The sequence below is a fragment of the Rhizobium sp. 10N414 genome, assembly GCF_056394785.1.
The window spans coordinates 141308-165349 of the sequence record NZ_JBFTIN010000005.1; the positions used below are offsets into that span (position 1 = coordinate 141308).

The 24042-nt window shown below is 60.1% G+C and carries 27 protein-coding genes; 18 read left to right on the forward strand and 9 right to left on the reverse strand.

Going from position 1 to position 24042, the window contains the following annotated elements:
- A complete protein-coding gene (locus AC1DE4_RS07815; RefSeq protein ID WP_169681084.1) occupies positions 1 to 867 on the reverse strand; it encodes a protein-L-isoaspartate O-methyltransferase family protein in 867 nt (288 codons plus the stop codon).
- A 105-nt stretch (positions 868 to 972) separates the two neighbouring features.
- Between AC1DE4_RS07815 and rarD the strand changes: the two genes are divergently transcribed.
- Positions 973 to 1887: an EamA family transporter RarD gene (rarD, locus tag AC1DE4_RS07820; protein WP_025659843.1), complete on the forward strand. Its 915-nt coding sequence runs from the start codon at positions 973 to 975 to the stop codon at positions 1885 to 1887.
- 9 nt (positions 1888 to 1896) lie between these two features.
- Here the strand turns inward: rarD and AC1DE4_RS07825 are convergent, their stop codons facing one another.
- Positions 1897 to 2523 (reverse strand): LOG family protein, encoded by a 627-nt coding sequence (locus AC1DE4_RS07825; protein ID WP_026371809.1) that lies wholly within the window; start codon positions 2521 to 2523, stop codon positions 1897 to 1899.
- A gap of 155 nt (positions 2524 to 2678) precedes the next feature.
- Here AC1DE4_RS07825 and AC1DE4_RS07830 point away from each other — a divergent pair, with 155 nt between their 5' ends.
- From AC1DE4_RS07830 to AC1DE4_RS07855, 6 genes are all read left to right on the forward strand, one after another.
- Positions 2679 to 4631 (forward strand): LysM peptidoglycan-binding domain-containing protein, encoded by a 1953-nt coding sequence (locus AC1DE4_RS07830; protein ID WP_169681086.1) that lies wholly within the window; start codon positions 2679 to 2681, stop codon positions 4629 to 4631.
- A gap of 203 nt (positions 4632 to 4834) precedes the next feature.
- A complete protein-coding gene (locus AC1DE4_RS07835; protein ID WP_018857403.1) occupies positions 4835 to 6712 on the forward strand; it encodes an ABCB family ABC transporter ATP-binding protein/permease in 1878 nt (625 codons plus the stop codon).
- 241 nt (positions 6713 to 6953) lie between these two features.
- The gene (locus AC1DE4_RS07840) at positions 6954 to 7652 is read left to right on the forward strand and encodes a phosphatidylserine decarboxylase (RefSeq protein WP_025659847.1); all 699 of its coding nucleotides are present in this window, start codon (positions 6954 to 6956) and stop codon (positions 7650 to 7652) included.
- Positions 7653 to 7665: 13 nt separating this feature from the next.
- Positions 7666 to 8514: a CDP-diacylglycerol--serine O-phosphatidyltransferase gene (pssA, locus tag AC1DE4_RS07845; RefSeq protein ID WP_018857405.1), complete on the forward strand. Its 849-nt coding sequence runs from the start codon at positions 7666 to 7668 to the stop codon at positions 8512 to 8514.
- 162 nt (positions 8515 to 8676) lie between these two features.
- On the forward strand, positions 8677 to 8817 hold the full coding sequence (locus AC1DE4_RS07850; RefSeq protein ID WP_007531226.1) for a hypothetical protein: 141 nt from the start codon (positions 8677 to 8679) through the stop codon (positions 8815 to 8817).
- Between the two features lie 153 nt (positions 8818 to 8970).
- Complete coding sequence (locus AC1DE4_RS07855; protein ID WP_477880829.1) at positions 8971 to 10743, forward strand: adenylate/guanylate cyclase domain-containing protein; 1773 nt, start codon at positions 8971 to 8973, stop codon at positions 10741 to 10743.
- On the opposite strand, the gene AC1DE4_RS07860 is transcribed toward AC1DE4_RS07855, so the two are convergent.
- The 3 genes from AC1DE4_RS07860 to AC1DE4_RS07870 are packed head-to-tail and all read right to left on the reverse strand — an operon-like array spanning position 10740 to position 12533.
- Positions 10740 to 11363 (reverse strand): LysE/ArgO family amino acid transporter, encoded by a 624-nt coding sequence (locus tag AC1DE4_RS07860; RefSeq protein ID WP_113470698.1) that lies wholly within the window; start codon positions 11361 to 11363, stop codon positions 10740 to 10742. The genes AC1DE4_RS07855 and AC1DE4_RS07860 overlap by 4 nt on opposite strands.
- A gap of 38 nt (positions 11364 to 11401) precedes the next feature.
- Positions 11402 to 12166: an SOS response-associated peptidase gene (locus AC1DE4_RS07865; protein ID WP_169681090.1), complete on the reverse strand. Its 765-nt coding sequence runs from the start codon at positions 12164 to 12166 to the stop codon at positions 11402 to 11404.
- Between the two features lie 46 nt (positions 12167 to 12212).
- Positions 12213 to 12533 carry a YnfA family protein gene (locus tag AC1DE4_RS07870; RefSeq protein ID WP_169681092.1) on the reverse strand — a complete coding sequence of 107 codons (321 nt, stop codon included), beginning with the start codon at positions 12531 to 12533 and terminating at the stop codon, positions 12213 to 12215.
- Positions 12534 to 12621: 88 nt separating this feature from the next.
- On the opposite strand from AC1DE4_RS07870, the gene AC1DE4_RS07875 reads away from it, so the two are divergent.
- The 8 genes from AC1DE4_RS07875 to AC1DE4_RS07910 all read left to right on the forward strand — a co-directional run bounded on the left by AC1DE4_RS07875 (position 12622) and on the right by AC1DE4_RS07910 (position 17295).
- Positions 12622 to 13041 carry an NUDIX hydrolase gene (locus AC1DE4_RS07875; RefSeq protein ID WP_169681093.1) on the forward strand — a complete coding sequence of 140 codons (420 nt, stop codon included), beginning with the start codon at positions 12622 to 12624 and terminating at the stop codon, positions 13039 to 13041.
- A gap of 60 nt (positions 13042 to 13101) precedes the next feature.
- Positions 13102 to 13533, forward strand: coding sequence for a TIGR02301 family protein (locus AC1DE4_RS07880; RefSeq protein ID WP_026371811.1), 432 nt, complete (start codon positions 13102 to 13104; stop codon positions 13531 to 13533).
- 100 nt (positions 13534 to 13633) lie between these two features.
- On the forward strand, positions 13634 to 13891 hold the full coding sequence (locus tag AC1DE4_RS07885) for a hypothetical protein (protein WP_018857413.1): 258 nt from the start codon (positions 13634 to 13636) through the stop codon (positions 13889 to 13891).
- Between the two features lie 17 nt (positions 13892 to 13908).
- Positions 13909 to 14655, forward strand: coding sequence for a glycoside hydrolase family 12 protein (locus tag AC1DE4_RS07890; RefSeq protein WP_169681095.1), 747 nt, complete (start codon positions 13909 to 13911; stop codon positions 14653 to 14655).
- 61 nt (positions 14656 to 14716) lie between these two features.
- On the forward strand, positions 14717 to 15550 hold the full coding sequence (gene ygfZ / locus AC1DE4_RS07895) for a CAF17-like 4Fe-4S cluster assembly/insertion protein YgfZ (protein WP_169681096.1): 834 nt from the start codon (positions 14717 to 14719) through the stop codon (positions 15548 to 15550).
- Complete coding sequence (locus tag AC1DE4_RS07900; protein ID WP_477880833.1) at positions 15547 to 16152, forward strand: YfbR-like 5'-deoxynucleotidase; 606 nt, start codon at positions 15547 to 15549, stop codon at positions 16150 to 16152. The genes ygfZ and AC1DE4_RS07900 overlap by 4 nt, the downstream gene beginning before the upstream one ends.
- Positions 16149 to 16685, forward strand: coding sequence for a tyrosine phosphatase family protein (locus AC1DE4_RS07905; protein WP_477880835.1), 537 nt, complete (start codon positions 16149 to 16151; stop codon positions 16683 to 16685). The genes AC1DE4_RS07900 and AC1DE4_RS07905 overlap by 4 nt, the downstream gene beginning before the upstream one ends.
- 34 nt (positions 16686 to 16719) lie before the next feature.
- Positions 16720 to 17295, forward strand: a complete 576-nt coding sequence (locus AC1DE4_RS07910; RefSeq protein WP_169681100.1) for a hypothetical protein — start codon at positions 16720 to 16722, stop codon at positions 17293 to 17295.
- A 13-nt stretch (positions 17296 to 17308) separates the two neighbouring features.
- On the opposite strand, the gene AC1DE4_RS07915 is transcribed toward AC1DE4_RS07910, so the two are convergent.
- Together AC1DE4_RS07915 and AC1DE4_RS07920 are read right to left on the reverse strand one after the other, a co-directional pair.
- On the reverse strand, positions 17309 to 17824 hold the full coding sequence (locus AC1DE4_RS07915) for a superoxide dismutase family protein (protein WP_062369316.1): 516 nt from the start codon (positions 17822 to 17824) through the stop codon (positions 17309 to 17311).
- A 117-nt stretch (positions 17825 to 17941) separates the two neighbouring features.
- The gene (locus AC1DE4_RS07920) at positions 17942 to 18259 is read right to left on the reverse strand and encodes a hypothetical protein (RefSeq protein ID WP_018857420.1); all 318 of its coding nucleotides are present in this window, start codon (positions 18257 to 18259) and stop codon (positions 17942 to 17944) included.
- Between the two features lie 455 nt (positions 18260 to 18714).
- On the opposite strand from AC1DE4_RS07920, the gene AC1DE4_RS07925 reads away from it, so the two are divergent.
- The 3 genes from AC1DE4_RS07925 (at position 18715) to AC1DE4_RS07935 (ending at position 22164) form a co-directional block, all read left to right on the forward strand.
- Positions 18715 to 20586, forward strand: a complete 1872-nt coding sequence (locus tag AC1DE4_RS07925; RefSeq protein WP_477880838.1) for a putative bifunctional diguanylate cyclase/phosphodiesterase — start codon at positions 18715 to 18717, stop codon at positions 20584 to 20586.
- 69 nt (positions 20587 to 20655) lie between these two features.
- A complete protein-coding gene (locus AC1DE4_RS07930; RefSeq protein ID WP_018857422.1) occupies positions 20656 to 21300 on the forward strand; it encodes an HD domain-containing protein in 645 nt (214 codons plus the stop codon).
- 9 nt (positions 21301 to 21309) lie between these two features.
- On the forward strand, positions 21310 to 22164 hold the full coding sequence (locus tag AC1DE4_RS07935; protein ID WP_169681105.1) for an MOSC domain-containing protein: 855 nt from the start codon (positions 21310 to 21312) through the stop codon (positions 22162 to 22164).
- Here the strand turns inward: AC1DE4_RS07935 and AC1DE4_RS07940 are convergent.
- Both AC1DE4_RS07940 and recO read right to left on the reverse strand, forming a co-directional pair.
- On the reverse strand, positions 22161 to 23162 hold the full coding sequence (locus AC1DE4_RS07940) for an aldo/keto reductase (RefSeq protein ID WP_477880840.1): 1002 nt from the start codon (positions 23160 to 23162) through the stop codon (positions 22161 to 22163). The genes AC1DE4_RS07935 and AC1DE4_RS07940 overlap by 4 nt on opposite strands.
- Before the next feature lie 106 nt (positions 23163 to 23268).
- Positions 23269 to 24027, reverse strand: a complete 759-nt coding sequence (gene recO, locus AC1DE4_RS07945; protein ID WP_477880842.1) for a DNA repair protein RecO — start codon at positions 24025 to 24027, stop codon at positions 23269 to 23271.
- Positions 24028 to 24042 lie beyond the last annotated feature (15 nt).

Here is a 24042-nt window from a genome sequence, read left to right on the forward strand (position 1 = left end):
TCAGCGGCTGTAGACAAGGCCCCAATCCTTCTCCGAATACCATTCGTCGCCCTGTCGCTCGGTTTTCCAGCGCAGGGCGCAAACATGTTGCATCCCGCCGCGGCCGAACGAGGCTTCAAGCCGTCTGTAGCTGTCAAATCCGCCGGATACGGCCTCCGCCCAAACGAAAGCCACCGGGCACAGAAACTCCACCGCGTAAGCATCGTCTTCACGGCGAAAAAGGAAAAAGCCGGCATAGGAAGCCAATCCCGTCGGCCCCGTGGCATCGACGTCGGGAACGCCGAGCGGAAAGATTAGCCGACCACCGATCGACAGGTGCTCCACCCAGGGATCGGCGGGACGGTGAACCGCAAAATTGACGTAGACGGCATTGGTCAGTTCGCGTGGCCACTCCACCCCGTTGCCATGGACGACCTTCACATTTGGATAGTCCCGAAGATTGGCCTCAGCGCGCGCCGCCAGTTCCCCGTCGAACTCCACGGCAATCACGCAACCCTCGGCGCCAACGAGCAGGGACATGATCGCTGTATAATAGCCGCTGCCGGCGCCCACATGACAGACCATGTCGCCGCGCCGGAGCGCCAGCTTGTGTATTCCCCGGGCGTGTAGGCTCGGGCTGCCGTTGTTGACGTGCCGCTTGTGCTGAAGCGCAAACAACGCATCCTGATAGACGACGGAGGCATCGCCCGAGGGAACATCGACGTAGCCGTACCAACCTGCCATCCTCCACGGTGGCGGCCCCAGAAAGCGCTCGCGCGGGACAGTCGCGTAGGCCTGCAACAACGCATCGTCGTCCTGAATGCCTTCCTTCGTAAGCACCCGTGATGCATATGCTCTGCGACACTGCGCAAGAGCTTCGTCGTCCATATCCTTCACCATCGCGATGGCCGGCAATATTCACCGAAATGAATTGGCCTATTCACGTCCGTTAAGTTAAGCGGCTCATAACGAGAACAAATATGGAAACACTCGATGTCTGCTAATGCAAGCGCCGCGATTGCCAAAAACGAAGACAGTCCCCGTGGCTTCGCCTTTGCGCTGGTAGCCTATCTTCTGTGGGGTTTCCTACCGATCTACATGAAGGCCGTCGCTCATATCTCGCCGGCCGAGGTCATTGCTCATCGAATTCTCTGGTCCTTGCCCCTGGCAGGTCTGGTGCTCATCGTTCTCGGCCGCACCCAGGATATCCGGATAGCCCTGCGGTCACCGCGGATGCTGGCCATGGCAGCGCTCACGGCAGCGCTGATCACCGTCAACTGGGGTACCTATGTCTGGGCGATCGGCGCCGGCCATTCGCTCGATGCGGCGCTCGGCTATTTCATCAACCCGCTATTCAGCATCCTACTCGGCTCCGTGCTATTGAAGGAGCGGCTGCACCCCATTCAGATCGGAGCGATTGCGTTGGCTGGACTTGCAGTCGTCGTGCTGGCGCTCGATAGCGGCGGTGTTCCATGGGTGTCGCTGACGCTGACGATTTCCTGGGGGCTTTACGCTCTGTTTCGCAAGACGTTGCCGCTCGGCCCGAACCAGGGTTTCTTTCTCGAAGTGCTGATCCTCAGCATCCCGGCGTTTTTCTACATTCTCTATCTCGAACTCGGCAGCGGGGAAGGACACTTCTTTCGCACCGGCGGGGCCGATACGGCCCTGCTGCTCGGTTGCGGCGTCGTTACCGCCGTACCGCTGATGATCTACGCCAACGGCGCCAAGCTGCTGCGGCTTTCGACCATCGGCATCATGCAATACATCGCGCCGACGATGATCTTCCTGATTGCGATCTTCGTGTTCCACGAACCTCTCGGCACCGCACGCATGATCGCCTTCCCACTGATCTGGGCGGGACTCTTCCTCTACAGCTGGGCGATGATCAAAGGGAACCGGGAGCGCTAACTCCCGGCCCTACATCTTCGAAATAACGGCGTCCTCGCCGTCACTGTCGACCGAAGCAATTTCAGCCGCCTGCGCCATGATGCCAGGGATGATCTCGGATATGTCGTCGATGACGAGCGGCTGAACGCGATGGGCGGTGTGGACGAAGCCTTCGTCCGTCATGTGGCGCATGAGCTCCATCATCGGGTCCCAGAAGCCGTTGACGTTGGCAAAGACCATCGGCTTCTCGTGACGGCCGAGCTGCGCCCAGGTCATGATCTCGACGATTTCTTCGAGCGTGCCGATGCCGCCCGGCAGCGCGACGAACGCATCAGAGCGCTCGAACATCGCATGTTTGCGGGTATGCATGTTAGGCGTTACAATCAGTTCATTGAGCTGGCCGAGGGAATGGCGAGTAGCCTCCATGTCGATCAGGAACTCGGGAATGATCCCGGTCACCTGGCCCCCGTTCGAAAGCACGCCGCTCGCCACAGCCCCCATGATGCCCTTGGTGCCTCCGCCATAGACGAGGCGCAGGCCGTAGTCCGCGATTTCCTTACCCAGCGCACGGCCGGCCGCCATATGGCGAGGATCGCTGCCCGGTCGCGAGCCGCAGTAAACACAAATGGAGCGAATGGAATGAGATTGATCTGTCATAGGGGCAAACAACTATTCTCTCTGTCTCCAGTCAAGAAAAATGACGGAAAAGCTGCGTCGTACTATTGCCTTACCGCTTTGACTGCTTGTGCAAAGCAGCGGGAATCGCTAGCAATTTTAGTAAGTCCGGCAAGATTGCCGCCTGGGGAGACGTGATGATGAGAAACCGTGCCGGCTTGCTGGCCCTTGCAGTGCTTGTAATCGCAATTCTATTGATGGTCTTTTTTGTCATGCCCCGCATCGGCGGAGACGCCGCCAAAGTTGGTGATGCAATTAACCAGGCCGGCTCCGAAGTAAAGAAAACAGTCACCGAAACCGCCAAGACATCGCGCCCTTCAGTTCCCGACGATGCAGAGACCACGCAGAAAGTCGGTCGGCTTGCTTCGGAGGCGGGCCAATCCATCTCCGAACTTAAGGCGCTCTTTGCAGACGGCAAGGGTCCGACACAGGAAGTTTTCGAGACAGCCAAGTCGAAGGCGACGACCTCACTGCAGGCACTTGCGGACTTTGCGATTCCTGATGGCACGAACCCGGTCACGGCTGCCGCCGCCACCAAGGCAAAAGACGATGCAGCCAAGGCGCTGACGATCGTCAAGGCGCTACCGGAGAATATTGCCGATGCGGCAACGGCGATCGCAAAAGCCGAAGCGGCGCTGACAGGCTCCCCGGAGCCGGCCAGCGAACCGTCGGTCGCGGCCTCGCCTGCGGAAAACACCAACAAGCTCCCCACTTTCGACGTGCTGCGCGTAGAACCGGATGGCTCTACGGTCATCGCCGGTTCGGCAGTACCGAACAGCAAGCTTGAAATCCTGGATGGGGACAAGGTCGTAGCGACGACGGACGTCGGCCCGACTGGCGATTTCGTTGCGGTGCTCGATAATCCGCTCTCCGCCGGCGACCACCAGCTCGTCCTGCGAGCCACCGGCAAGGATGGCAAAGCTTCGACATCGGAAGAAGTTGCGACCGTATCCGTTCCCACGGATGGCAAGAACTCCGAACTGCTGGCGATGGTCTCCAAGCCGGGCACCGCCAGCCGCGTCATAACCGCGCCCAAGCCGGATACTCAGGTCGCCTCCAATGGCAGTACTGCTCCGAGTTCGTCGGATGCCGCGAGCGCGCCGGCTGGTGCAGGTCCGACGACGGCTAACGATGTCATGGTCAGCGCCGTCGAGATCGAAGGCGACAAGATCTTTGTCGCAGGCATGGCGAAGGCCTCGGCGAACGTCGTCGCCTATGCCGACGACCAGCTGATCGGCAAGGCGAAGGCCGGTCCCGACGGTCATTTTGTTGTCGATGGCGTGATGCCGCTTTCGGTCGGCGATCACAAGATTCGCGTCGATGTTCTCAATGACGCCGGTAAGGTCGCCGTTCGCGCGTCGGTGAATTTCAACCGCCCGGAAGGAAATCAGGTCACTGTTGCCGCGCAGAGCGTGAAGCCTAACGGCGGAAGCGCGGCGGGGACCGTGCCACTGGATGAAAGTACGCTCGGAAAGCTGAAGAATGATGCCGCCAAGGCCTTCTCCCTGCTCAACGGGCTCTTCGCCGACGGCAAGATACCGGGAGTGGAAGAGCTCGCGGCTGCCCGCTCTGCCACCGAGTTCGCCCTGCGTGCCATCGTGGAATTCCGCACCGCGGCCGATGCCACAGCCGACGTCAGGCAGCAGGCTTCGACCACAGCCCAGGCCGCAGCCGATGCCCTGAGCATGCTGCAGGCTCTGCCAAAGGATGCGAAATCCGTCGGCGATGCGCTGGGCAAGCTCGGCGCCGGCATCGCCCAGCTGACCGCTCCTTCCACTGCACCGGCCGCGCCGAATGCACCTGCGACCAACGAGATCGCTGGAGACCAGGGCGGTCCGACGACGATCGAGCAGGCGCCGCTCGCACCGAGCAACGAGACGGTCATTATCCGCCGCGGCGATACGCTCTGGCAGATATCGCGGCGCGTCTATGGTGCGGGCGTTCGCTACACGACGATCTATGTCGCCAACGAGGACAAGATCACAAACCCGGACCGCATCTTGCCGGGACAGATCTTCGGCCTTCCCAAGGATGCCCTGCCGAACGCGGAAGAGCTTCACCGCAAGCGGCTGTCGGGCGAACACCTCTAAGGCGATCCCATCTTGATAGAGCGGCCGGACGGATATCACGTCCGGCCGCTCTTTTCCTGCGGCACCCATTTGTTGTATTGGTCCCGCCAACCCCTGTGTGGCGGTGACGACGATCATGTCCGGCGAGCCTCTTTCGGCATTTCCGCGGCTCCCAAATTTGTCGGCAACGCAGCGCCATCAGCGCCTTTCGGCGGGAGATTCGCATGGCAAACGACAAGACAGTCTCTGATTCCAACCTCCTGCGGACGCTGTTCAATCTGTGGCCCTACATGTGGCCAACAGGTCGCCCGGATCTCAAGATGCGGGTCGTCTGGGCTTCGGTTTACCTCCTCGTTTCCAAGTTCGTACTGCTGCTCGTCCCCTATTTCTTCAAGTGGTCGACCGATGCGCTGAACGGGAAGATGGACCTCGCCGGCAAGCTGCCGGACCTGCTTGTCGGCGCGACGGCGTTGGTCATTGCCTACAACCTCACCCGCCTCATCCAGCTCGGTCTGAACCAGTTGCGCGACGCGCTCTTTGCCAGCGTCGGGCAGCATGCTGTCCGGCAATTGGCCTACAAGACCTTCGTGCACATGCATGAACTGTCGTTGCGCTTTCATCTCGAACGCAAGACGGGTGGACTTTCGCGTGTCATCGAGCGTGGCACCAAAGGGATCGAGACCATCGTGCGGTTTACGATCCTCAACTCCGTGCCGACGCTGATCGAATTTTTGCTGACGGCCATCATCTTCTGGTGGGGCTACGGCTTTTCCTATCTCGCCGTCACCGCGTTCACCGTCTGGGCCTATATCTGGTTCACGATCCGCGCCAGCGACTGGCGCATCGCGATCCGCCGGGCGATGAACGACAGCGATACCGACGCCAATACCAAGGCTATCGACTCCCTCCTCAACTTCGAGACGGTCAAGTATTTCGGCAACGAGGAGATGGAGGCCCGGCGCTTCGACAGGTCGATGGAACGCTACGAGAAGGCGGCCACGGATGTCTGGACCTCGCTCGGCTGGCTCAACTTCGGCCAGGGCGTGATTTTTGGCCTGGGCACGACGGTGATGCTCATCCTGTCGGCCCTTGCCGTCCAACGTGGCGAGCAGACGGTCGGCGACTTCGTCTTCGTCAACGCCATGCTGCTGCAGCTTTCCGTTCCCTTGAACTTCATCGGCTTTGTCTATCGTGAAATTCGCCAGGGGTTGACGGATATCGAGCAGATGTTCGATCTCCTCGAAGTCAAGGCTGAAGTGATGGATGCGCCCGAGGCGGCGCCTTTGGATATCAGGCAAGGTGCCATCTCCTTCAAGGATGTGCACTTTTCCTATGACCCTGCCCGTCCGATCCTAAAAGGTATCTCCTTCGAAGTGCCTGCGGGCAAGACGGTCGCCGTGGTTGGTCCGTCGGGCGCCGGTAAATCGACCTTGTCGCGCTTGCTCTATCGTTTCTATGACATTCAAAGCGGTTCGGTCTCGGTCGATGGCCAGGACATCCGGACAGTGACCCAGAAGAGCCTGCGATCGGTCATCGGGATGGTCCCGCAAGACACCGTCCTTTTCAACGATACGGTTGCCTACAACATCCGCTACGGGCGTCCATCGGCTACTGATGCAGAGGTCAAGGCAGCAGCCGAGATCGCCCAGATCGCTCACTTCATCGATCTGTTGCCCGAGGGCTTTGATACCAAGGTTGGCGAGCGTGGCCTGAAACTCTCCGGCGGTGAGAAACAGCGCGTTGCGATCGCCCGAACGGTCCTAAAGGCGCCGCCGATTCTGATCCTCGACGAGGCAACATCGGCCCTCGACACCACCACCGAGCGCGATATCCAGACCGCACTCGATGTCGTATCCAAGAACCGCACAACGCTCGTCATCGCCCACCGGCTGTCAACGGTTATCGGCGCGGACGAAATCATCGTTCTGAAAAGCGGCGAGATTGCTGAACGCGGCACCCACACCGCACTTCTCCAGAAAAATGGCCTATATGCCTCGATGTGGAACCGCCAGCGCGAGGCCACGCAGGCCGAAGAGCATCTGAAGCAGGTCCGCGAGAGCGATGACATGGGGGTTGTGAACAGGCTTGCTCCGGCGAGCTAGCCTGAATGGACGGCATTTGAGCTGCTTTGCTGTTCAGAAGCCCGTCATAGATGTGTGGTCAAGGAGCCGCAGCATTGCCCCAGCTGCGGTTTCCCTGTAACCAGCGATGAGAAAAGAGCGTCAAAGCACAACGCGATCTTTCAGATTCGCTTGTTGCGCTTTAGTTCTTTGTTTTCACGCATGTCTTTGGCCCGAAACCGGTTGCCGCTTTCGGGAGACATGCTTTAGGAGCGCGGCATAAATGAGCTTGTTCAATACGGTACGCAACACGATCGTTCCGGTGCACAAGGAAGGTTATCCCTTCATCGCCGCCTTCTTCGTCGCCTCGCTCATTCTGGGCTGGATCTTCAAGCCGCTGTTCTGGATCGGGCTGATCCTGACGCTGTGGTGCGCCTATTTCTTCCGTGATCCCGAGAGAATGACGCCGCAGGATGACGATCTCGTCATCTCGCCGGCCGATGGCAAAGTGTCGTCGGTCCAGATGGTCGTACCGCCCGCCGAACTGAATCTCGGCAGCGAGCCGATGCTGCGGATCTCGGTGTTCATGAACGTCTTCAACTGCCATGTGAACCGCTCCCCGGTGCGCGGGCGGATCGTCAGCGTCAACTACCGGTCGGGCAGCTTCGTGAATGCCGAACTCGACAAGGCAAGCGAAGACAACGAACGCAACGGTCTTGTCATCGAAACCTCGCACGGCCAGATCGGGGTCGTTCAGATCGCCGGCCTCGTTGCTCGGCGTATCCTTTGCTGGGCCAATACCGGCGAGCCTCTGGATGCCGGCGAACGCTTCGGCCTGATTCGCTTCGGTTCGCGCCTTGATGTATTTCTCCCGGCCGGCGCAGCGCCCCGGGTGACGCTCGGCCAGACGGCAATTGCCGGAGAAACCGTGCTGGCCGAATTCGGCTCCACCAAGGGCCCGGTCGTCAGCCGTCGAAGCTAGACTGGAGCGCGACATGGAAACGCCCTTCCCGCCTTTCGAGCCCAACGGTCCGCCTGACGATTCGGGCCGCGGACCACGGCTTCGCGAGATCCCGCTTCGCCTTATCATTCCCAATCTCATCACGATCCTGGCGATCTGTGCCGGCCTCACCGGCATCCGCCTTGCATTCGAGAACCGGTACGAGCTTGCGGTCGGCATGGTGCTTCTCGCCGCGTTCCTCGATGGGATCGACGGCCGCGTTGCCCGCCTGATGAAGGCGACGTCGAAGTTCGGCGCGCAGATGGATTCGCTGGCTGATATCGTGAATTTCGGCGTCGCGCCCGCGCTTGTCGTCTATGTCTTTGCACTGGATCAGGCCCGCTCCATCGGCTGGATCGCCGCCCTGATCTACTCCATTGCGGCGGGCCTTCGTCTGGCTCGCTTCAACGTCATGGCCGAGCGCGAGAACAAGGCAACCTGGCAGTCGGAGTATTTCGTCGGCGTGCCCGCGCCAGCCGGCGCAATGCTGGTGCTGCTCCCTGTCTATCTCGGCTTCCTTGGGCTGACGACCGATCGCACTTTCGCTTATTTTTCATCCGTTTATACGGTTCTGATCGCGTTCCTGCTCATTAGCCGCCTTCCTGTCTGGTCGGGCAAGTCCGAGGGCAGCAGGCTGCGGCGTGATCTGGTGCTGCCGGTCATGCTCGGGGTCGTTCTCTACGTGGCGCTACTGTCGAGCTTCACATGGGAAGTCATGGTCGTGACCGCCGTCATCTACCTGCTGACGTTGCCGTTCGGCGCGCGCAAGTGGAAGCGGAAATACGGCACGCTGACCATCGAGGAACCGGGTGTCGGCGAGGACGATATCGGCCGTCACATCTGACATTTTTCAACTCTCCTTTGCCGAAGAATGCCTGACTCAAGCCTCGCGAAATATGCATCGGATACACAATTCCTGATAAGCGGCGCCTCGATTTTGTCGCTATTACACGCAAAAGAGCAATAAATATAAGAGTCTAGGGACAGCACACGTGAGGAGAGTATTGTGACCCCGAAGAAGACAAGCGTCGAACAGCCGGCGAAGTCCGACCTCAGCGCCAACTACCGCCCGCTCGGCCTGAAGGCCGTTCTTGCGGCCGCCCTGATGCTCAAGAGCAAGCCACCGCTCGTCAAGAAGATTGCCTAGGGCGAGGCAAATGCCGCGCTGTCGATGGGACCGACAGCGCCAAGACCAGGCTCTTGCCTCCATGCTTCATTGAAAATCCAACGCGCGTCCTTATCCCGCGCGACGTGGTTGAACCGAACTGCTAGGATGTCCATAGGCCAGTTCGGAGGCGATATGACCGACGTCCAGACAAATCGCAAGCTCAGTGCGATCCTTGTCGCTGATGTCGTTGGCTATTCGCGGATGATGGCAAAGGATGAGGCAGGCACGCTTGCCGCGTTGAAGCATCACCGGCTGTCTGTCTTCAATCCYGAGGTCGAGAATCACAACGGCCTCGTCATCAAGCTTGTTGGCGACGGCGCTCTCGTCGAGTTTGGCAGCGCCGTTGATGCGGTCAAGTTTGCGCTTTCGGTGCAACGCACCGCCGCCGCTTCGGGCAACGACGCCTCCCATCCAGGAATCACGCTGCGCATCGGGATCAATCTCGGCGATGTCGTTATCGATGGTGACGATATTTATGGTGACGGCGTAAACATTGCCGCGCGTCTGGAACCGCTGGCGGAACCCGGCGGTGTCTGCATCGCATCGAGCGTCAGGGAGAACATCGTAGGCCGCGTCGACGCGGAATTCGAGGACGGTGGCGACGTCCAACTCAGGAACATCGATCGGCCAGTCCGGATCTGGAAATGGCAGCCGGACGCTCACCCAAGCCCTACCAGTGCTCTCTTGCAAAAGGCAAAAGACAACCTCCGGCCGTCGCTGGCCGTGCTTCCCTTCCAGAATATGAGCGGCGATGTCCAGCAGGAGTATTTCGCCGATGGCGTTGTCGAAGACATGATCACGGCGCTCAGTCGTTTCCGCTCCTTCGCGGTGATCGCCCGCAACTCCTCCTTTATCTACAAGGGCCGCGCGATCGATGTGCGCCAGGTCGCTCGCGAGCTTGGCGTACGCTACGTGCTGGAAGGCAGCGTGCGGCGCGCCGGTAACCGCTTGCGCATTACCGCACAGCTCGTCGAAGGCGCGACCGGTGCGCACCTGTGGGCAGAGCACTACGATGGCTCTGCGGAAGAAATTTTTGATTTCCAGGATCGCATCACTGAGAGCGTCGTCTCGATTGTTGAGCCCCAGATCAAGTCTGCCGAGATCGCGCTTTCACGAAGGGAGCGGCCAGAGAGCATTGAAGCCTATGATTTCTACCTTCAGACCATGGGAAGCTTCTACTCCGACATGCCAGAGCGGAACGACGCCTCCCTCGCCCTGATCAACAAGGCAATCGCCCTCGAGCCTAACAACGCGACCTATCTTGCGACGGCAGTCGGGTTGCTCATGCAACGCGGCACTCTGGGCTGGAAGCTGCCGGGGGTCGAGGATCAGCGAGCACTCTGCGAGAACTACATCGAGCGGGCGCTTGTGCATGGCCACGGCGACGCGTCCGTCGTGGGGATCTGCGGCAATACTCTGATGCAGTACCTGAAGCAGTACGATCGAGGTTTCGAGTTGGTCTGCCAGGCCGTTGCCTTCAACCCCAACAACCTCGACGTCGTCAATTATGCGGGCGTCGCGAACCTCCATTGCGGCAGTCTCGATGAGGCCGTCACATATTTCCTGCGCGCCGAACGACTGAGTCCAAACAGCCTTGGTGCTCATTGGAACCTTACCGGGCTGGCTCATGTCGAAATGGTCCGCGGGAACTATGAAGAGGCTCTGGCCTGGGGGCGCAAATCCATGGCGGCGAATGCCTATTACGGTCCGTGCTTCTGGATGATGATTGCGGCCAATGCAAAACTCGGACGCATGGACGAAGCGCGGCGGCACCTTGCGGGTCTGCTTGCATTCTCGCCCGGCGTCACAGTCGCCCGCATCCGCGCCGGCCAAGCCGCCAAGAACCCTAACCGGATCGAACCGATCCTCACAGGGTTGGCGCTCGCCGGCATGCCGGAAGCCTAGGCCGGGTGGAAGAAGCGGACCAGCAGACTGATCGCCAGCAGCCCCATGACAATGCCGATGATGACATCGAGAACCCGCCAGGCTGCGGGTTTTGCAAAAACCGGCTGCAACAGGCGAGCGCCGTAGCCTAGGCCGAAAAACCAGATGAACGACGCCGTCGCGGCACCGACACCGTAGGCGATGCGGTCTGCACCGCTATAGGGCGCGGACAGACTGCCAATCAGAACGACCATGTCCAGATAGACGTGCGGGTTCAGAAAGGTAAAGGCTAGGCAAGACGCGACTGCAGCCTTCAGACCCAGTGTCTGCGGAGAACCCGCCTGCATCGCGCCGGGATGGAGAGCGCGACGGAATGCCAGAACGGCATACGAACCGAGAAAAATTGCCCCACCTAGCGTCACAGCCGAGATGAGAGTCGGCGACTGGGCAACAAGCGTTCCCAGCCCGGCAACGCCGGCTGCGATCAGCACTGCATCCGATACGGCGCAGATCAGGCACAGGATGAAGACGTGTGAGCGCAGCAGGCCTTGGCGCAGAATGAACGCATTCTGTGCACCAATGGCGATAATGAGCGACGCACCAAGGAAGAAGCCGGAAAGCGCGGCAGAAATGGAGATCATGTGATTTTCCGGAAGAATTATGCGGTGGGATTATCAGCTTAGAAGAAGCTGAGCTGGCCGTCATCCGGCTTTTTCTTTTCAGGCGGCGACGGCAGCTTATCAACAGCCACCTTATCCTGGAGGTCGGACCCCATATTGGTCACTTTGTTGACCTTGTCGGAGACGGGGATCGCCTCGAAGAAATCTTCTTCGACCGGCTTCATCAAGTCGGCGACGTCCCGTGGCTCCTGTGTCTTGCAATCCAGCCAGCGCGAAAAGTCTTCCGGCTTGATGACGACGGGCATGCGGTCATGGATCCGAGCGATGGCGGCATTTGCCGCGGTCGTCAGGATCGCGCCGGTGTCGACTTCCGAACCGTCTGCGGACGACCATGTTTCCATCAGGCCGGCGAACGCCACAATGCCGCCGCGGCGCGGCCTGATCCAATAGGGCTGGGACTTCTCGCCCCTCTCCCTGCCGGGGCGATGCCATTCATAGAAGCCGGAGGCTGGCACGAGCACGCGCCGATGGCGCATCGCCGCACGAAACGACGCCTTGCCGATCGCCGTTTCGGCGCGGGCGTTGATCAACAGCGGAAATTGCTTGGGACCCTTCACCCATCCCGGCGTAAAGCCCCATCGTACGAGCACCGCGCGCCGCTCCGGGAGGTTGCTGCCTTTCTCCCGCGTTTCATCCGAAACGACGACGAGGATGGGCTGGGTCGGCGCAATGTTGTAACGCGCGGGAAAGTCCTCGAGATCCATGATCCCCAGAACTTCCTTCAACTCCTCCGGGGATATTGTCAGGGCATAACGTCCACACATTCTGATGTCTTTGCACTCCGTCCGGCGACGGTCAAGGCTAGCCGCCTCAGCCGCGCGGTGCGAGTAGGATGATTGCCGAGCCGCAAAGGCAGACGAGCGCGCCACCAATGTCCCAGCGGTCGGGCACACGGTTCTCGACGATCCACAGCCAAATCAGAGAAGCCACGATATAGATGCCGCCATAGGCAGCGAAGGTGCGGCCGGCGGCCTCACTCGGCACGAAAATGAGGAGCCATGCAAATAGCGCGAGGGACACCATACCAGGCGCCAGCCACCAGACGGGCTTTGCCATTCTCAGCCAGGCCCAGAAGGTGAAGCAGCCGGCAATCTCGAAAACAGCGGCTGCAGCATAAATGATATAAGTCACGAGGGCTCCATCGAATCGCCGCGTTCAATATCCGGCGGAACGATGGCGGCGCCAAGCACATCCCAACAGAGACCAACGCGGCAACCCCATGAGTTCCATTCCGAAGGCGGCCTCCTCAGCCATCCTCCAGCGCGGCAACCGGTTCCTCCTCGTGCTTCGGCGCAATCCGCCGGCGGCCGACATCTATGCGTTTCCGGGAGGACGGGCCGAACCGGGCGAAACGCCGGAGGAAACAGCGTTGCGCGAGTTGGAGGAGGAGACCGGCATAAAAGCTCGCAGCCCTCACCTCTTCGCGACATACGATTTGAAGACGCACGCCCCTGACGGCGCGGTCGTCAACCACTTCTTTCTTTCCGTATTTCGGGTCGAGGCCGGCGAGACGGCTATCGGCCTTGCGGCCGACGACGCCGCCGATATCGGCTGGTTCACCGTTGAGGAGATCCGCCGGTTACCCGTGCCTCAAAGCGTGCTTGAATGTGCCGAGCGCCTGGCGTCCGGCAGCGAATAAGCAGGTGGAAACTCAAGCAAGCGCCTTGTTCCCGTCACTGTCAGGGTATCAACTGTCAACATGATTCCCGTTCGACGCGCGTTCCTGTTTCTTGCATTGTGCGCAAGCGCCGCCCTACCCGCCCCTGTATGGGCACAGGGTACAACGCCGCCAGTGTTGCCAGAGCAGAGTGCGCCAAAAGCGGTCACCGTGCCATACGACGAAAAGCTATCGCGGCTTGCCGAAGTGTTGGGCTCGGTTCACTACCTGAGGACTTTGTGCAAGGCGGAAAACAGTAGCGAGTGGCGAGGGCGCATGCAGCAACTGCTTGATTCAGAAGCCAAGGACGAGCCGCAGCGCAAGGAACAGCTGACCGCGGCTTTCAATCGCGGATACCGCGCTTTCGCGTCTGTTTACACGGATTGCACGCAGGCAGCCATCGTGGCAGAAGAGCGATACCGTGCCGAAGGTGCAACACTCGCCACAGAAATAACATCAAGGTTCGGAAATTAACGGTTAATTAACCTCTTTTCACTGGCGGCCGTGTCGTTTTGGGAAAAGGCTGATAAGGTCGTTAACTAGGCAGTAAGGCATGCAGTTTGAGGAAATGACAATGGAACCAAGCCTCAATGACATCGACGACATGATCGTTCATGAGAAGACTCAGGCGGCTTTGGAGTACCATAACGAAGCCTGGGCTGATGGCATGGCAGACGGAATCGAACCCGAGATCATCGCCGATACAGCAATCATCCACGCGCTACGGGAAACTATTCGCCTCCATGGCGAGAATAGTGCCGAAGCGCTTCTGGATTCCTTGCGCGAGCGCATGCTTGCCGGCGAGTTTTCTCCGAACCGCACCCTGCAATAACGATCACAGAGAGTTTGATGCATTCCGCTAGGGACAATGCTTCGCGGCCCGCGATCGCGCCGCTTTTGCTTGCAATCGGCCTTAGCGCCAGTAGCTTTCTGACCGGGACTTCGGCCCTGGCACTCTCAGAGCTGCAGAAGACCCCAGGACAGGTTGAACAAAGCGCTCCTGGCCAAGGCGGCGACAAGCCAGCCCCCTCCCCAACCTCACCCGGCGTTCCGATGCCCGACCCGCTGGTCAATTCGCAGGCCGGCCAAAGCAACGACAAGACGCCCGGCGCCGAGGACAGCTCGAAGCCAGTCGAAGTCATCTACGATATCAGCAAGGTCCCCGAGCCCGTTCGAAAGATGCGGGAGCAGATCGTCGAGGCTGCCGCTTCGGGCGATCTCGAGCGGCTGCGCCCCCTGCTCGGCACCGGCGCCACTCAGACACAGGTGACGGTCGGAGAGCCGACGGACGACCCCATCAGCGCGCTCAAGGATCTTTCGGGCGATCCGGAGGGCGATGAGATCCTGGCGATCCTGCTTGATGTCATTTCCACCGGCTTCGTTCATGTCGGCCAGGGCACACCGGACGAAATGTTTGTCTGGCCCTATTTCGCCGAGAAGGACCTGAAGGCTCTGACTCCCCCCGAGCGAGTGGAATTGCTGCGCATCGTTACGGCCGGCGACCTGTCCGACATGCAGGAGTTCGGCGGTTATAATTTCTATCGATTGGGCATCACCCCCGGCGGCAAATGGAAGTACTTCACCGCCGGCGACTGAGGCTTGCGATCCCCTCACCGAAGACATACTTCTGAGCGATAACGAACGCGACAGGTGCGCCATGCCAGCCGTATTTCTGAAGAACCGCTCGCTTATACGGGTGAGCGGTCCGGAGGCCCAATCCTTTCTGCAGAACCTGATCACGACCGATCTTGCCGCGCTCGCAGCGGATGAAGCACGGCCGGGCGCGCTGTTGACGCCGCAGGGCAAAATCCTGTTCGATTTCATGATCTGGCAGGACGGCGATGGGTTCATCATCGATACGGACGATGATCAGCGGGATGCGCTGCTTAAGCGACTGGGGATGTACAAGCTCAGAGCCGCCGTCGACCTTTCGCCTGCCGGCGAGGGCGTCACGGTTTCTTGGGACGGCGCAAATACGGGTCCAGCCGATAGCCGCTTTGCCAAAGCTGGCGTGGCGCTCGTCCGCCAGGCGGGGCAGCACGGTGCCAATGACCGCGAAATCTATGACGCATTGCGCATCGCGAGCGGCGTTGCCGTATCCGGGCAGGACTATGCGCTGCAGGATGCCTTCCCGCACGATGTCCTGATGGACTTTAACGGCGGCCTCTCCTTCAAGAAGGGCTGCTATGTCGGCCAGGAGGTCGTCTCGCGCATGCAGCATCGCGGCACGGCGCGCCGCCGTGTCGTCACCGTGAAAGCCGAGACGGCGCTGCCGCCCTCCGGGACGGAGATCACCGCCGGGGGCAAGCCGGTCGGCACGCTCGGATCGGTCGTCGGAAAAGGCGGCCTCGCGATCGTTCGCATCGACCGTGCCGGTGAGGCCATTGCGACAGCGACGCCTCTATTGGCAGGCGAGACGGCCGTCATTCTCGAACTACCCGCCTGGACAGGGCTGACGTTCCCGTCGGCGGCGGACGAGGCCAGCGCGTGACGACAAGGGCGCCGCGCGCGTGGCAGCGCATGCTCTCGGGCCGCCGGCTTGATCTGCTCGACCCCTCTCCTCTCGACGTCGAGGTGAGCGATATTGCGCATGGGCTTGCGCGCGTTGCCCGCTGGAACGGGCAGACCTCGGGAGATCACGCCTTCTCCGTCGCCCAGCATTGCCTTGTCGTGGAGGATATTTTCCGCCACCTCAACGAGGCGACAGCCGATCAGCGCCTGATGGCGCTGCTGCATGATGCGCCGGAGTATGTCATCGGCGACATGATCTCGCCGTTCAAGTCGGTCGTCGGCGGCGGATACAAGGCCGTCGAAAAGCGGTTGGAAGCGGCCGTCCACCTTCGGTTTGGCCTGCCGCCCCACCCTACGCGCGAACTCAAGGAGAAGATCAAGAAGGCTGACACCATCRCTGCGTATTTCGAGGCAACTCAGCTTGCCGGGTTTACGTCCATTGAGGCAAAGAAATTCTTCGGCCAGCCGCGCGGAATCACAAAAGACATGTTGCTGATGACGCCACTGCCGGCAGTCGAGGCGCAGCGCCTGTTTTGCGAGCGCTTCGAGACAATTGAGGCCATGCGGAGCAGCAAAGCATGACTGTCATCATTGTCGCTCCGCTTGCCCGGATCGCCGAAATGGCAGTCCGGCATGGCGCCCGTGAGATGATCAGCCTGATGGCGAAGGAACGGGCTTTCCACCGGCCTGCCGTGATTCAGGCGCACCGGCATCTTCTCCTCCATATGAACGACATCGCGTTCAAGGGAACCGGTAACCTTGTCGCGCCGGATGAAACGCATGCGCGGGAGATCATCGGTTTTGCCCGCGAGTGGGATCGCGCTGCGCCACTCTTGATCCACTGTTGGATGGGCGTCTCCCGGTCGCCGGCGGCGGCCTTGATTACCGCCCTTTCCGTGTCGCCGGAGCAGGAGGATGCGGCGCTCGTTCGCCGGCTGCGCACTGCATCGCCTTTTGCCACGCCGAATGCGCGGCTGATCCAGATCGGCGATGACCTGCTCGGCCGCGGAGGGCGGCTGGTCGATGCGGTTCGAACCATCGGCCGTGGCGCGGACGCGGATGGAAACGCACCTTTCACACTGGCTTTGGACGAGCCGACCGCTGGAACGTTTTGAGTCGATACCGGTTATCCCTCGAGGAGGTTGATCGATGTCGCTGCAGAACTATCGCGATACGTTTGTGCGATGCTTGGCTACACTCAGGAGCCTGACAAGCGCGCGCGACGAATATGCGTGGTTCCGGTGGCAAGCGATCTATCTCACACGTGATCGATTTTCCTACTTCTTTCGCGGCGATCTGGATGGTGTCAAAGTCCGCTTCCTCGGCCAACAGATAGATTTGACCACCGGCGCCACCAGCTCGGTTCCGATACGTTCGATTGCGCTGTACGGGGCAACATTCGGCCTGAATGAGGCAATCACTGCTTATCGCGGGCCTCAGAAGTCTGTTATCGACGTTGCGCATACCTTCAGCGAAAAAGGCGCTGCAGATTACCAGGCCGAGTTCTTCTATGTCAGGATGCGGCTGCTCTACTCGGCCGATGACAGCCGCACGGGTTTCGGCACCGATCCCAGACTGCGTGAAAACACGAATATCATATTCGTCGGGCTGGAAGATCACGCGACGGCCGACCTGCTCGAAACAAGTCGCGTCGGGCAATGGGTCGCGACGGATAGACCGGTTGCATCAAGCGAGTGGTATGCGGAGCGATACTACTATCACTGACCGGAAAGACTGCCTACTTGATGACGCCGCAGGCAAGGCGCTCACCCGCATCGCCTGCAGGTTGGCTGCGATAGTCATCAGAATTGGCATGAACGATCAGCGCTCGGCCGCGGACGCCATCAGTCTTGCCGTCGAGTGTTACCATGCCGTCAAACACCTGCGCTCGCAGAACGCCATCCTGATCAACATACTGGTTGGGCATGTCGCCGGCATGGGGTCCCATTGCGGACAGCAGGCCGTGCTCGGCATTGGTCGGATTGAAGTGCTTTCCGGCTGACTCGTGATGGCCGGCTGCATCGCAACTGCCGGTCTCGTGGACATGGAATGCGACCCATTTGTTGGCAGGCAGCCCAGCCACTTCGGCTTCGATCAATACGCCGCCATTTGCCGCCGCCGTTAGCGTGGCCCGACCGCTTGCCTTTCCGTCACGCCCGATAAAGTCCGCCGTGGCCGTTTGCTTGTCCTGAGCCATCGCAGCGGAGGAAACGGCCAAGAGCGTCAGAGCCGCGAACGAGAGGATTGTTTTCATTGGAGCTTCCTTTGCATCGTCGTTTCCCAACGTGCGAGGCACGAAGCAGTTCCCAAAACGGCGGCAACGAAAAAGCCGGCTCTGAGGCCGGCTTCGCAAATTCAGCGCACCACGTGATCAGGCGACAGTGTCGAGATCATACTGACCGTATGTGCTCTTATACAGATCGTAAGAGGCGTTCTGCTGGGACTGCGGATAGAAATTACGGCTACCCGTCTCACTTGCAGCCATCATGAAGGCAAGCACGCCATCCGAGAGCTTTGGTGCAAAGTCCTGAGCATTGCTCCCTTCTGAGCCCAACTGCTTCAGAATGCCCGGCTTGTCATCAGCCGCCCGCTCGCCACGGCTCAGCACGCCGTCGCCATTTGTGTCCAATCGCGACAGGGTCGCGAGATACGCATAAGATGTATCACTAACCGATGAAACTTGGCTCATACAAACCTCCATTCACCGCTGTTTCGGTGATGTTTGTACGCAATACGAAATGGAAAAATCTAAGACTAAACGGTCGTTAAACTGATTTGCGCACTGCGTCAATAAGCTGTTAACACGCCATTAACCATGATTGACAAAGTGTGATTTCAGCGCATCCGCCGCGCGCGGTCTGGGCTCAAATGCCCACATTTCCAGGCAGTTCGTGACCAGCAGTCAAATATAATGCCAGCAATATATTCGTTTGCGTTGCAATAGAATTTTAATGCGACCGATGGATTATCTTCGCCACGTCAGCATAGGGGCCGGTCGAATTTGAGATTGCCTAGACGATAAATTTTGGATTGTTTCAGAAGGTCTTTTCATGTCTGGCGCGCCGCGTCGAAACTGCAGGCTGGCAGCACGCTCACAGGGCTCCGCTCACCCTCCCCTCGCTCCCGAAACAAAGATTGCCGAAAATGGACGCTGAAGCCCTTTTCCGGCAACAGTGCACGACCGCCCTCAATGAGGATGGCTCTGCCAACGCTGAGCGCCTGATGAATCTTGTCGCCGAGACATATCGACTGCAGGCAGGAAAGAAGCGCGCCGCGGAAGACCATTCGCACCTGCTGAGCGAAGAAAACACCACGATTAAAGGCAGCCTCGTTGCCACGAAAGAAGATCTCGCGGAACAGCAACGCCTGTTCGGGATCGTTCTCGACAACCTGCCGCAAGGTCTGAGTGTCTTCGACACTGAGCAGCGATTGATCGTCTGCAACACGCGCTTCCGACAAGTTTTCGGCTTCAGCGTCGAAGCTGCCTCTCCCGGCGCCTCGCTGAAAACACTCATCTCGATGATCCGCGGCACCGAGCGGATCGAGAAAAAGGTCTCGCGTCTGCGCGCCGCCACCGAAGGTGGACATATCCGCCACCGCGAATGGATCATGGAAGACGGGCGCACCATCCAGAGCGTCATCACCGTCCTCCCCGATGGCAGCAACATTTCCATTCATGCGGACGTTACCGAAGACCGAAAGGCGGCCGAGCGCATAGCTTATCTCGCTCATCACGACCCGCTGACCGGACTGCCGAACCGCATCAGCCTCAGGGAGCGCATCGACGCCGCGCTGGCCGCCTGTAAGCCGGACGAGCAGATTGCCCTTGTGCACCTTAATCTTGACCGCTTCAAATCGATCAATAACACCCTCGGCGTTTCGGCCGGTGACAAGATCCTGCGGCAGGTGGCTGAGCGCATCCGCATGTCGGCAGGCGGTAATGTGCTGGCGCGCCTCGGCTCGGACGAATTCGCGATTCTTCAATCCGGACGGCAGCAGCCATGGAACGTCACGGCTCTGGCCGACCAGATTCGCCGCGAACTCTCGGAGCCGTTCTTTCGTGGAGACAAGGCCGTTGAACTCAGCGTGTCGATGGGGATCGCAATCAGTCCGCAGGACGGAATTGAAACGGACACCCTGCTGAAATACGCCGGCGTCGCACTGTCGCATGCCAAGAGCAGCGGTGGAAAGGGCGAGCGCTTCTTCACGGCCGAAATGGAAGCGCAGATCGAAGCACGGCATACACTGGAAGCGGATTTGCGCAAGGCGATCGAAGGCGAGGAGTTCGAGCTTCACTATCAACCGCTCTATGACCTCGGCCAACAGAAGATCTGCGGTTTCGAGGCGCTTCTGCGATGGAACCACCCGACGCGCGGACGGGTGCCGCCCATGGAGTTCATTCCCCTTGCCGAGGAGGTTGGCCTCGTGGTCGATATCGGACGCTGGGTCATACGCCGCGCCTGCCGCGATGCCATGGATTGGCCAGAAGATATCAAGGTTGCGGTCAACGTATCGGCGATCCAGTTTACGAACAGTGATTTGCCGAGCGATGTCGCCGCGTCGCTGGCCGAAGCGGGGCTGCCAGCTAACCGTTTAGAAATCGAGATCACCGAAAGCGTGCTGATGGAAAACCTCGATGAGGCCCTGCCTGTACTGCACGCGCTCAAGCAGAGCGGCATCCGGATCGGCATGGACGACTTCGGCACCGGCTATTCGTCGCTGAGCTATCTCCGACGGTTCCCCTTCGACAAGATCAAGATCGACAAGTCGTTCGTCAACGGTATCGTTGAAGACAAAGAAGCCTTTGCGATCATGCGTGCCATCATCCTTCTCGGCGATGCGCTCGGCATGCGCGTGACCGTGGAAGGCGTCGAAACGGCCGAGCAGTTGGCCATGCTCCAGCGCGAAGCCTGCGATGAAATCCAGGGCTACCATATCAGTCCGCCACGGCCGGCCGTGGACGTACCTTACCTGTTGACTTGGCCGCAGGCGCACCCGAGCGCCCGCGCCAGCTAGTACGCTCTTCGTTGCGACTCGTGGTTCCTGCGTTTATGGAAGGACACCCTCTTCCCACGCGGTGATCCCATGTTCCAGGCGAAGGCCTTCGCTCCATTTGAAAAGCTTGCCGCCGCGCTCGTACCGCATTCGTCGGAAGGCGATGACGGCTCGCATGACGTGGCGCATGTCTTGCGCGTTTTCAAGAACGCCATGCGCATTCAGGCTGTCGAGGGTGGCGATGCCAGGATCCTTGCGGCTTCCGTCCTCCTGCACGATTGCGTCGCCGTGGAGAAGAACTCCCCCATGCGCTCAAAGGCGTCCGCTTTGGCAGCAGCGAAGGCCTCGGCCGTTCTCGCGAAGCTTGGCTGGGCCAGTGACGACATCACCGCCGTTGCGCATGCGATTGTCGCGCATAGCTTTTCCGCCAATGTTACGCCCGAGACCCTGGAGGCAAGGATCTTGCAGGATGCCGATCGCCTGGATGCGATCGGCATGGTCGGCGCGGGACGCTGCTTCTACATTGGCGGCCGAATGTCCTCCGCGCTCTACGATCCGTTCGATCCGGCAGGCAGCAACCGCGAGCTTGACGACAAGCGCTATGTCATTGACCACTTCCAGACAAAATTGTTCAAACTCGCGGACGGCTTTCAGACGAAGGCCGGGCGGGCGCTCGCGGCCACACGCGACCAGCGCCTGCGCGACTTCCTTGCGGCTTTCATGGACGAAATCTAGGAGCACTTGATGCGTATTACAGGCCTTTTCATCTATCCGCTCAAAAGTGCTCGGGGTATCGCGCTGCAGTCCTCGGAGATCGATGCATTCGGGTTGCCGGGCGACCGGCGCGCCATGATCACCGATCGGGACGGACACTTCATCACCCAGCGGGAGTTGCCCGATCTCGCTCGCATCGCCGTGCAGGCGGGACCGTCGGGCCTCCATCTCACCATGGGCGACAAGAAGATTGACGCGCAGATTCGAACGGCCTCAAAACGGATGGACGTCTCGATCTGGAAGTCCATCGTCAATGCGGCGGTTGCCGATGATGCTGTGAATGCTGAACTTTCGGCCTGGCTCGGGCGAGAGGTGAGACTGGTGTTCTTCGATCAGGATGCCAAGCGTTCCGCCAGTGCGGAATGGGCCGGCGAAGGCACACCGGTCACATTCGCCGATGGCTACCAGATCCTTGTCACCACGACAGGCTCCCTGCGGGCACTGAATGCCGATCTCGAGGCGCACGGCGAAGGGCAAGTGGGCATGGAGCGGTTCCGGCCCAATATCATCCTTGATACCGAGGAAGGTTGGCAGGAAGACCGGTGGGCTGCGATTGAGATCGGCGGCATTCGTTTCGATCTCGTCAAACCTTGCGCACGTTGCATCATGACCACCCAGGACCAATCGACCGGATCGCGCGACGTTCCTAGTCCGATGCCCGCCATGGGGCGCATTCGGATGTCTGCGGACCGGCGTGTACCCGGTCCGCTCTTCGGCTGGAATGTCACGCCTCGCGGGACCGGTCGGATTGCGGTCGGCGATACAGCCAAAGTCATCGAGGAGAGGCCCGAAGGCTGGGCCTTCAAGGTCCGCAACCGCGGCTAGGCGCGAAGCTGCGCGAGTGCCTCATCGATTTCATCCGTGATAGCCGGCGATAACGGGCCTTTGGCCAGCGCGCCGGCGTTTTCTTCAACCTGGGCAACGGTGCGAAAGCCCGGGATCGGCAGGGTTCGGGGCGAGCGCGCCCACAGCCACGCCAGGGCGCCTTGTGTGAGAGTTCGACCATCGGACTTCAGCAACTCGCGAACCGCTTCCAATCGCGCCGCAAATTCCGGCGCGATCCGGCCGTCCTTGAAGTAGACCATCCAGTCAAGGCTCGCGCCGCGAACATCCTTCTCACCGATTTTCGTGTCGGCGCCAAATTTTCCGCTGAGCAAGCCCATCGCGAGCGGCCCGCGGTTGATCGAAATCAGCCCCTGCCGTTCGATCACCGAGATCATGTCAGGCATCGGCTCGAAGACGTTCATCGTGTGTTGGACGGAAACAAAACCCGGGCGTTCCGCGTGTCGCGCGGCACGATCGGGATAATCCGTGCTCCACCCGAAGGCGTCGATCTTCCCCTCGTCACGCAGCGTCTCAAGGGTTTCGAAGACCTCGTCCGACTGCTCGAGCGGAAAGTCGTTCAGATGAAATTGAAGCAGATCGAGGCGATCCCGTTTCAACCTGCGCAGCGACGTCTCGGCCGAGCGGCGAATGAAGACAGCATCGGCGAAGGCGCCGGTTGCCTGCTTCGTCTCCGGATCGGTGGCAAAGCCGAACTTGGTCGCGATGACAATGTCGCTGCGACTACCGATCGCACGCCCGAGAACTTCCTCTGAATGCCCGGCCCCATAGTTCGAAGCCGTATCGAAGAAACGGATGCCGAGTTCGATCGCGCGATGAATGGCGGCGACGGACTCGTCGTCATCGACCTCGCCCCAGCCGAGCGGCGTGTCGCCGGCATAGAAGGGACCGCCGATTGCCCAGCAGCCCATACCCAACCGGGGTATTTCATGATCGTTCCAGAGATTTATCGTCGTCATCGCATCCGGTTTGGTCAGCATCGCATTCCTCCAATCGCTGGGCTCCATGCGATCGAAATAGGAAGATGCGTGAGACACGTAAAGCGCCTGATCCGAATGATGTTTTTCGCCAATGAAAAACGGTCGGTCAGGCGGACAATTCGTCCTGCGGTGCGGCCGCCTTGAGTGCTTTAAGAGCTGCCTGTACGAAGCCCTCGCGCGCAGCTGCCGCTTCCACGCCGCGCGGCTCATAGACATGGCGATGGAGAAAGAATGCCGTCAGGCGGAACGCCGCGCTGAGGCCGTCGATATCAGCCGCGCGGTTTTCCTCACTGTTCAGGAATGGTGGCAGGAGCAACATCTTGTCCGCCCAGGGAGTACCCGCAGTCCGGCTGACCGCCCTGCCCGACTTCGGCGACACATAAGCAAGGTCGGAACGACTACCCGTCGCGGCGCACTCGGTCAAATCGAGACCAAAGCCGAGGTCGTTCAGAACGGCAAGCTCGAAACGGACGAAGAGCTCACCGGCATCCGCCGGATTGTGGAGATTGTCGAGGATGACTTCGAGCGCTTCGAAGAGATGCGGATGCGGATCGCGCTCCGGCAGCAAGCGCAGCAGTGCGCCCATCGCCTGCACGCCATAGACGGCAGTCGCCGTTTCCATCAGCCGCGCGGCCCGTAATGTCAATGGCTCTACACGGAATTCGCCAAGGTGCTCGTCTAGGCGCGCACGCCACGTAACCTCGACCTCGTTGCCGGGTTGAAGAACCGGTTGCATGGCACGAGACCGACCAGAGCGGACCATGCCAAGATGGCGTCCGCGCTCGCGCGTCATCACCTCGGCGATGACGCTGGTCTCGCCATGGCGCTTGACGCCCAAGATGATTGCCCGGTCATGCCACTGCATCGGAAGCGAACCCTA

Excerpts from the sequence above, each read along its gene's own strand:
- AC1DE4_RS07830 (WP_169681086.1), top strand. The coding sequence starts at position 2,679 with ATGATGAGAAACCGTGCCGGCTTGCTGGCCCTTGCAGTGCTTGTAATC.
- pssA (WP_018857405.1), top strand. The coding sequence starts at position 7,666 with ATGGAAACGCCCTTCCCGCCTTTCGAGCCCAACGGTCCGCCTGACGAT.
- AC1DE4_RS07840 (WP_025659847.1), top strand. The coding sequence starts at position 6,954 with ATGAGCTTGTTCAATACGGTACGCAACACGATCGTTCCGGTGCACAAG.
- AC1DE4_RS07875 (WP_169681093.1), top strand. The coding sequence starts at position 12,622 with ATGAGTTCCATTCCGAAGGCGGCCTCCTCAGCCATCCTCCAGCGCGGC.
- AC1DE4_RS07940 (WP_477880840.1), bottom strand. The coding sequence starts at position 23,162 with ATGCTGACCAAACCGGATGCGATGACGACGATAAATCTCTGGAACGAT.
- AC1DE4_RS07915 (WP_062369316.1), bottom strand. The coding sequence starts at position 17,824 with ATGAAAACAATCCTCTCGTTCGCGGCTCTGACGCTCTTGGCCGTTTCC.
- AC1DE4_RS07880 (WP_026371811.1), top strand. The coding sequence starts at position 13,102 with ATGATTCCCGTTCGACGCGCGTTCCTGTTTCTTGCATTGTGCGCAAGC.
- AC1DE4_RS07925 (WP_477880838.1), top strand. The coding sequence starts at position 18,715 with ATGGACGCTGAAGCCCTTTTCCGGCAACAGTGCACGACCGCCCTCAAT.
- AC1DE4_RS07920 (WP_018857420.1), bottom strand. The coding sequence starts at position 18,259 with ATGAGCCAAGTTTCATCGGTTAGTGATACATCTTATGCGTATCTCGCG.
- AC1DE4_RS07930 (WP_018857422.1), top strand. The coding sequence starts at position 20,656 with ATGTTCCAGGCGAAGGCCTTCGCTCCATTTGAAAAGCTTGCCGCCGCG.
- recO (WP_477880842.1), bottom strand. The coding sequence starts at position 24,027 with ATGCAGTGGCATGACCGGGCAATCATCTTGGGCGTCAAGCGCCATGGC.
- AC1DE4_RS07865 (WP_169681090.1), bottom strand. The coding sequence starts at position 12,166 with ATGTGTGGACGTTATGCCCTGACAATATCCCCGGAGGAGTTGAAGGAA.
- AC1DE4_RS07910 (WP_169681100.1), top strand. The coding sequence starts at position 16,720 with ATGTCGCTGCAGAACTATCGCGATACGTTTGTGCGATGCTTGGCTACA.
- AC1DE4_RS07860 (WP_113470698.1), bottom strand. The coding sequence starts at position 11,363 with ATGATCTCCATTTCTGCCGCGCTTTCCGGCTTCTTCCTTGGTGCGTCG.
- AC1DE4_RS07905 (WP_477880835.1), top strand. The coding sequence starts at position 16,149 with ATGACTGTCATCATTGTCGCTCCGCTTGCCCGGATCGCCGAAATGGCA.
- AC1DE4_RS07935 (WP_169681105.1), top strand. The coding sequence starts at position 21,310 with ATGCGTATTACAGGCCTTTTCATCTATCCGCTCAAAAGTGCTCGGGGT.
- rarD (WP_025659843.1), top strand. The coding sequence starts at position 973 with ATGTCTGCTAATGCAAGCGCCGCGATTGCCAAAAACGAAGACAGTCCC.
- AC1DE4_RS07885 (WP_018857413.1), top strand. The coding sequence starts at position 13,634 with ATGGAACCAAGCCTCAATGACATCGACGACATGATCGTTCATGAGAAG.
- AC1DE4_RS07815 (WP_169681084.1), bottom strand. The coding sequence starts at position 867 with ATGGACGACGAAGCTCTTGCGCAGTGTCGCAGAGCATATGCATCACGG.
- ygfZ (WP_169681096.1), top strand. The coding sequence starts at position 14,717 with ATGCCAGCCGTATTTCTGAAGAACCGCTCGCTTATACGGGTGAGCGGT.
- AC1DE4_RS07835 (WP_018857403.1), top strand. The coding sequence starts at position 4,835 with ATGGCAAACGACAAGACAGTCTCTGATTCCAACCTCCTGCGGACGCTG.
- AC1DE4_RS07825 (WP_026371809.1), bottom strand. The coding sequence starts at position 2,523 with ATGACAGATCAATCTCATTCCATTCGCTCCATTTGTGTTTACTGCGGC.
- AC1DE4_RS07890 (WP_169681095.1), top strand. The coding sequence starts at position 13,909 with ATGCATTCCGCTAGGGACAATGCTTCGCGGCCCGCGATCGCGCCGCTT.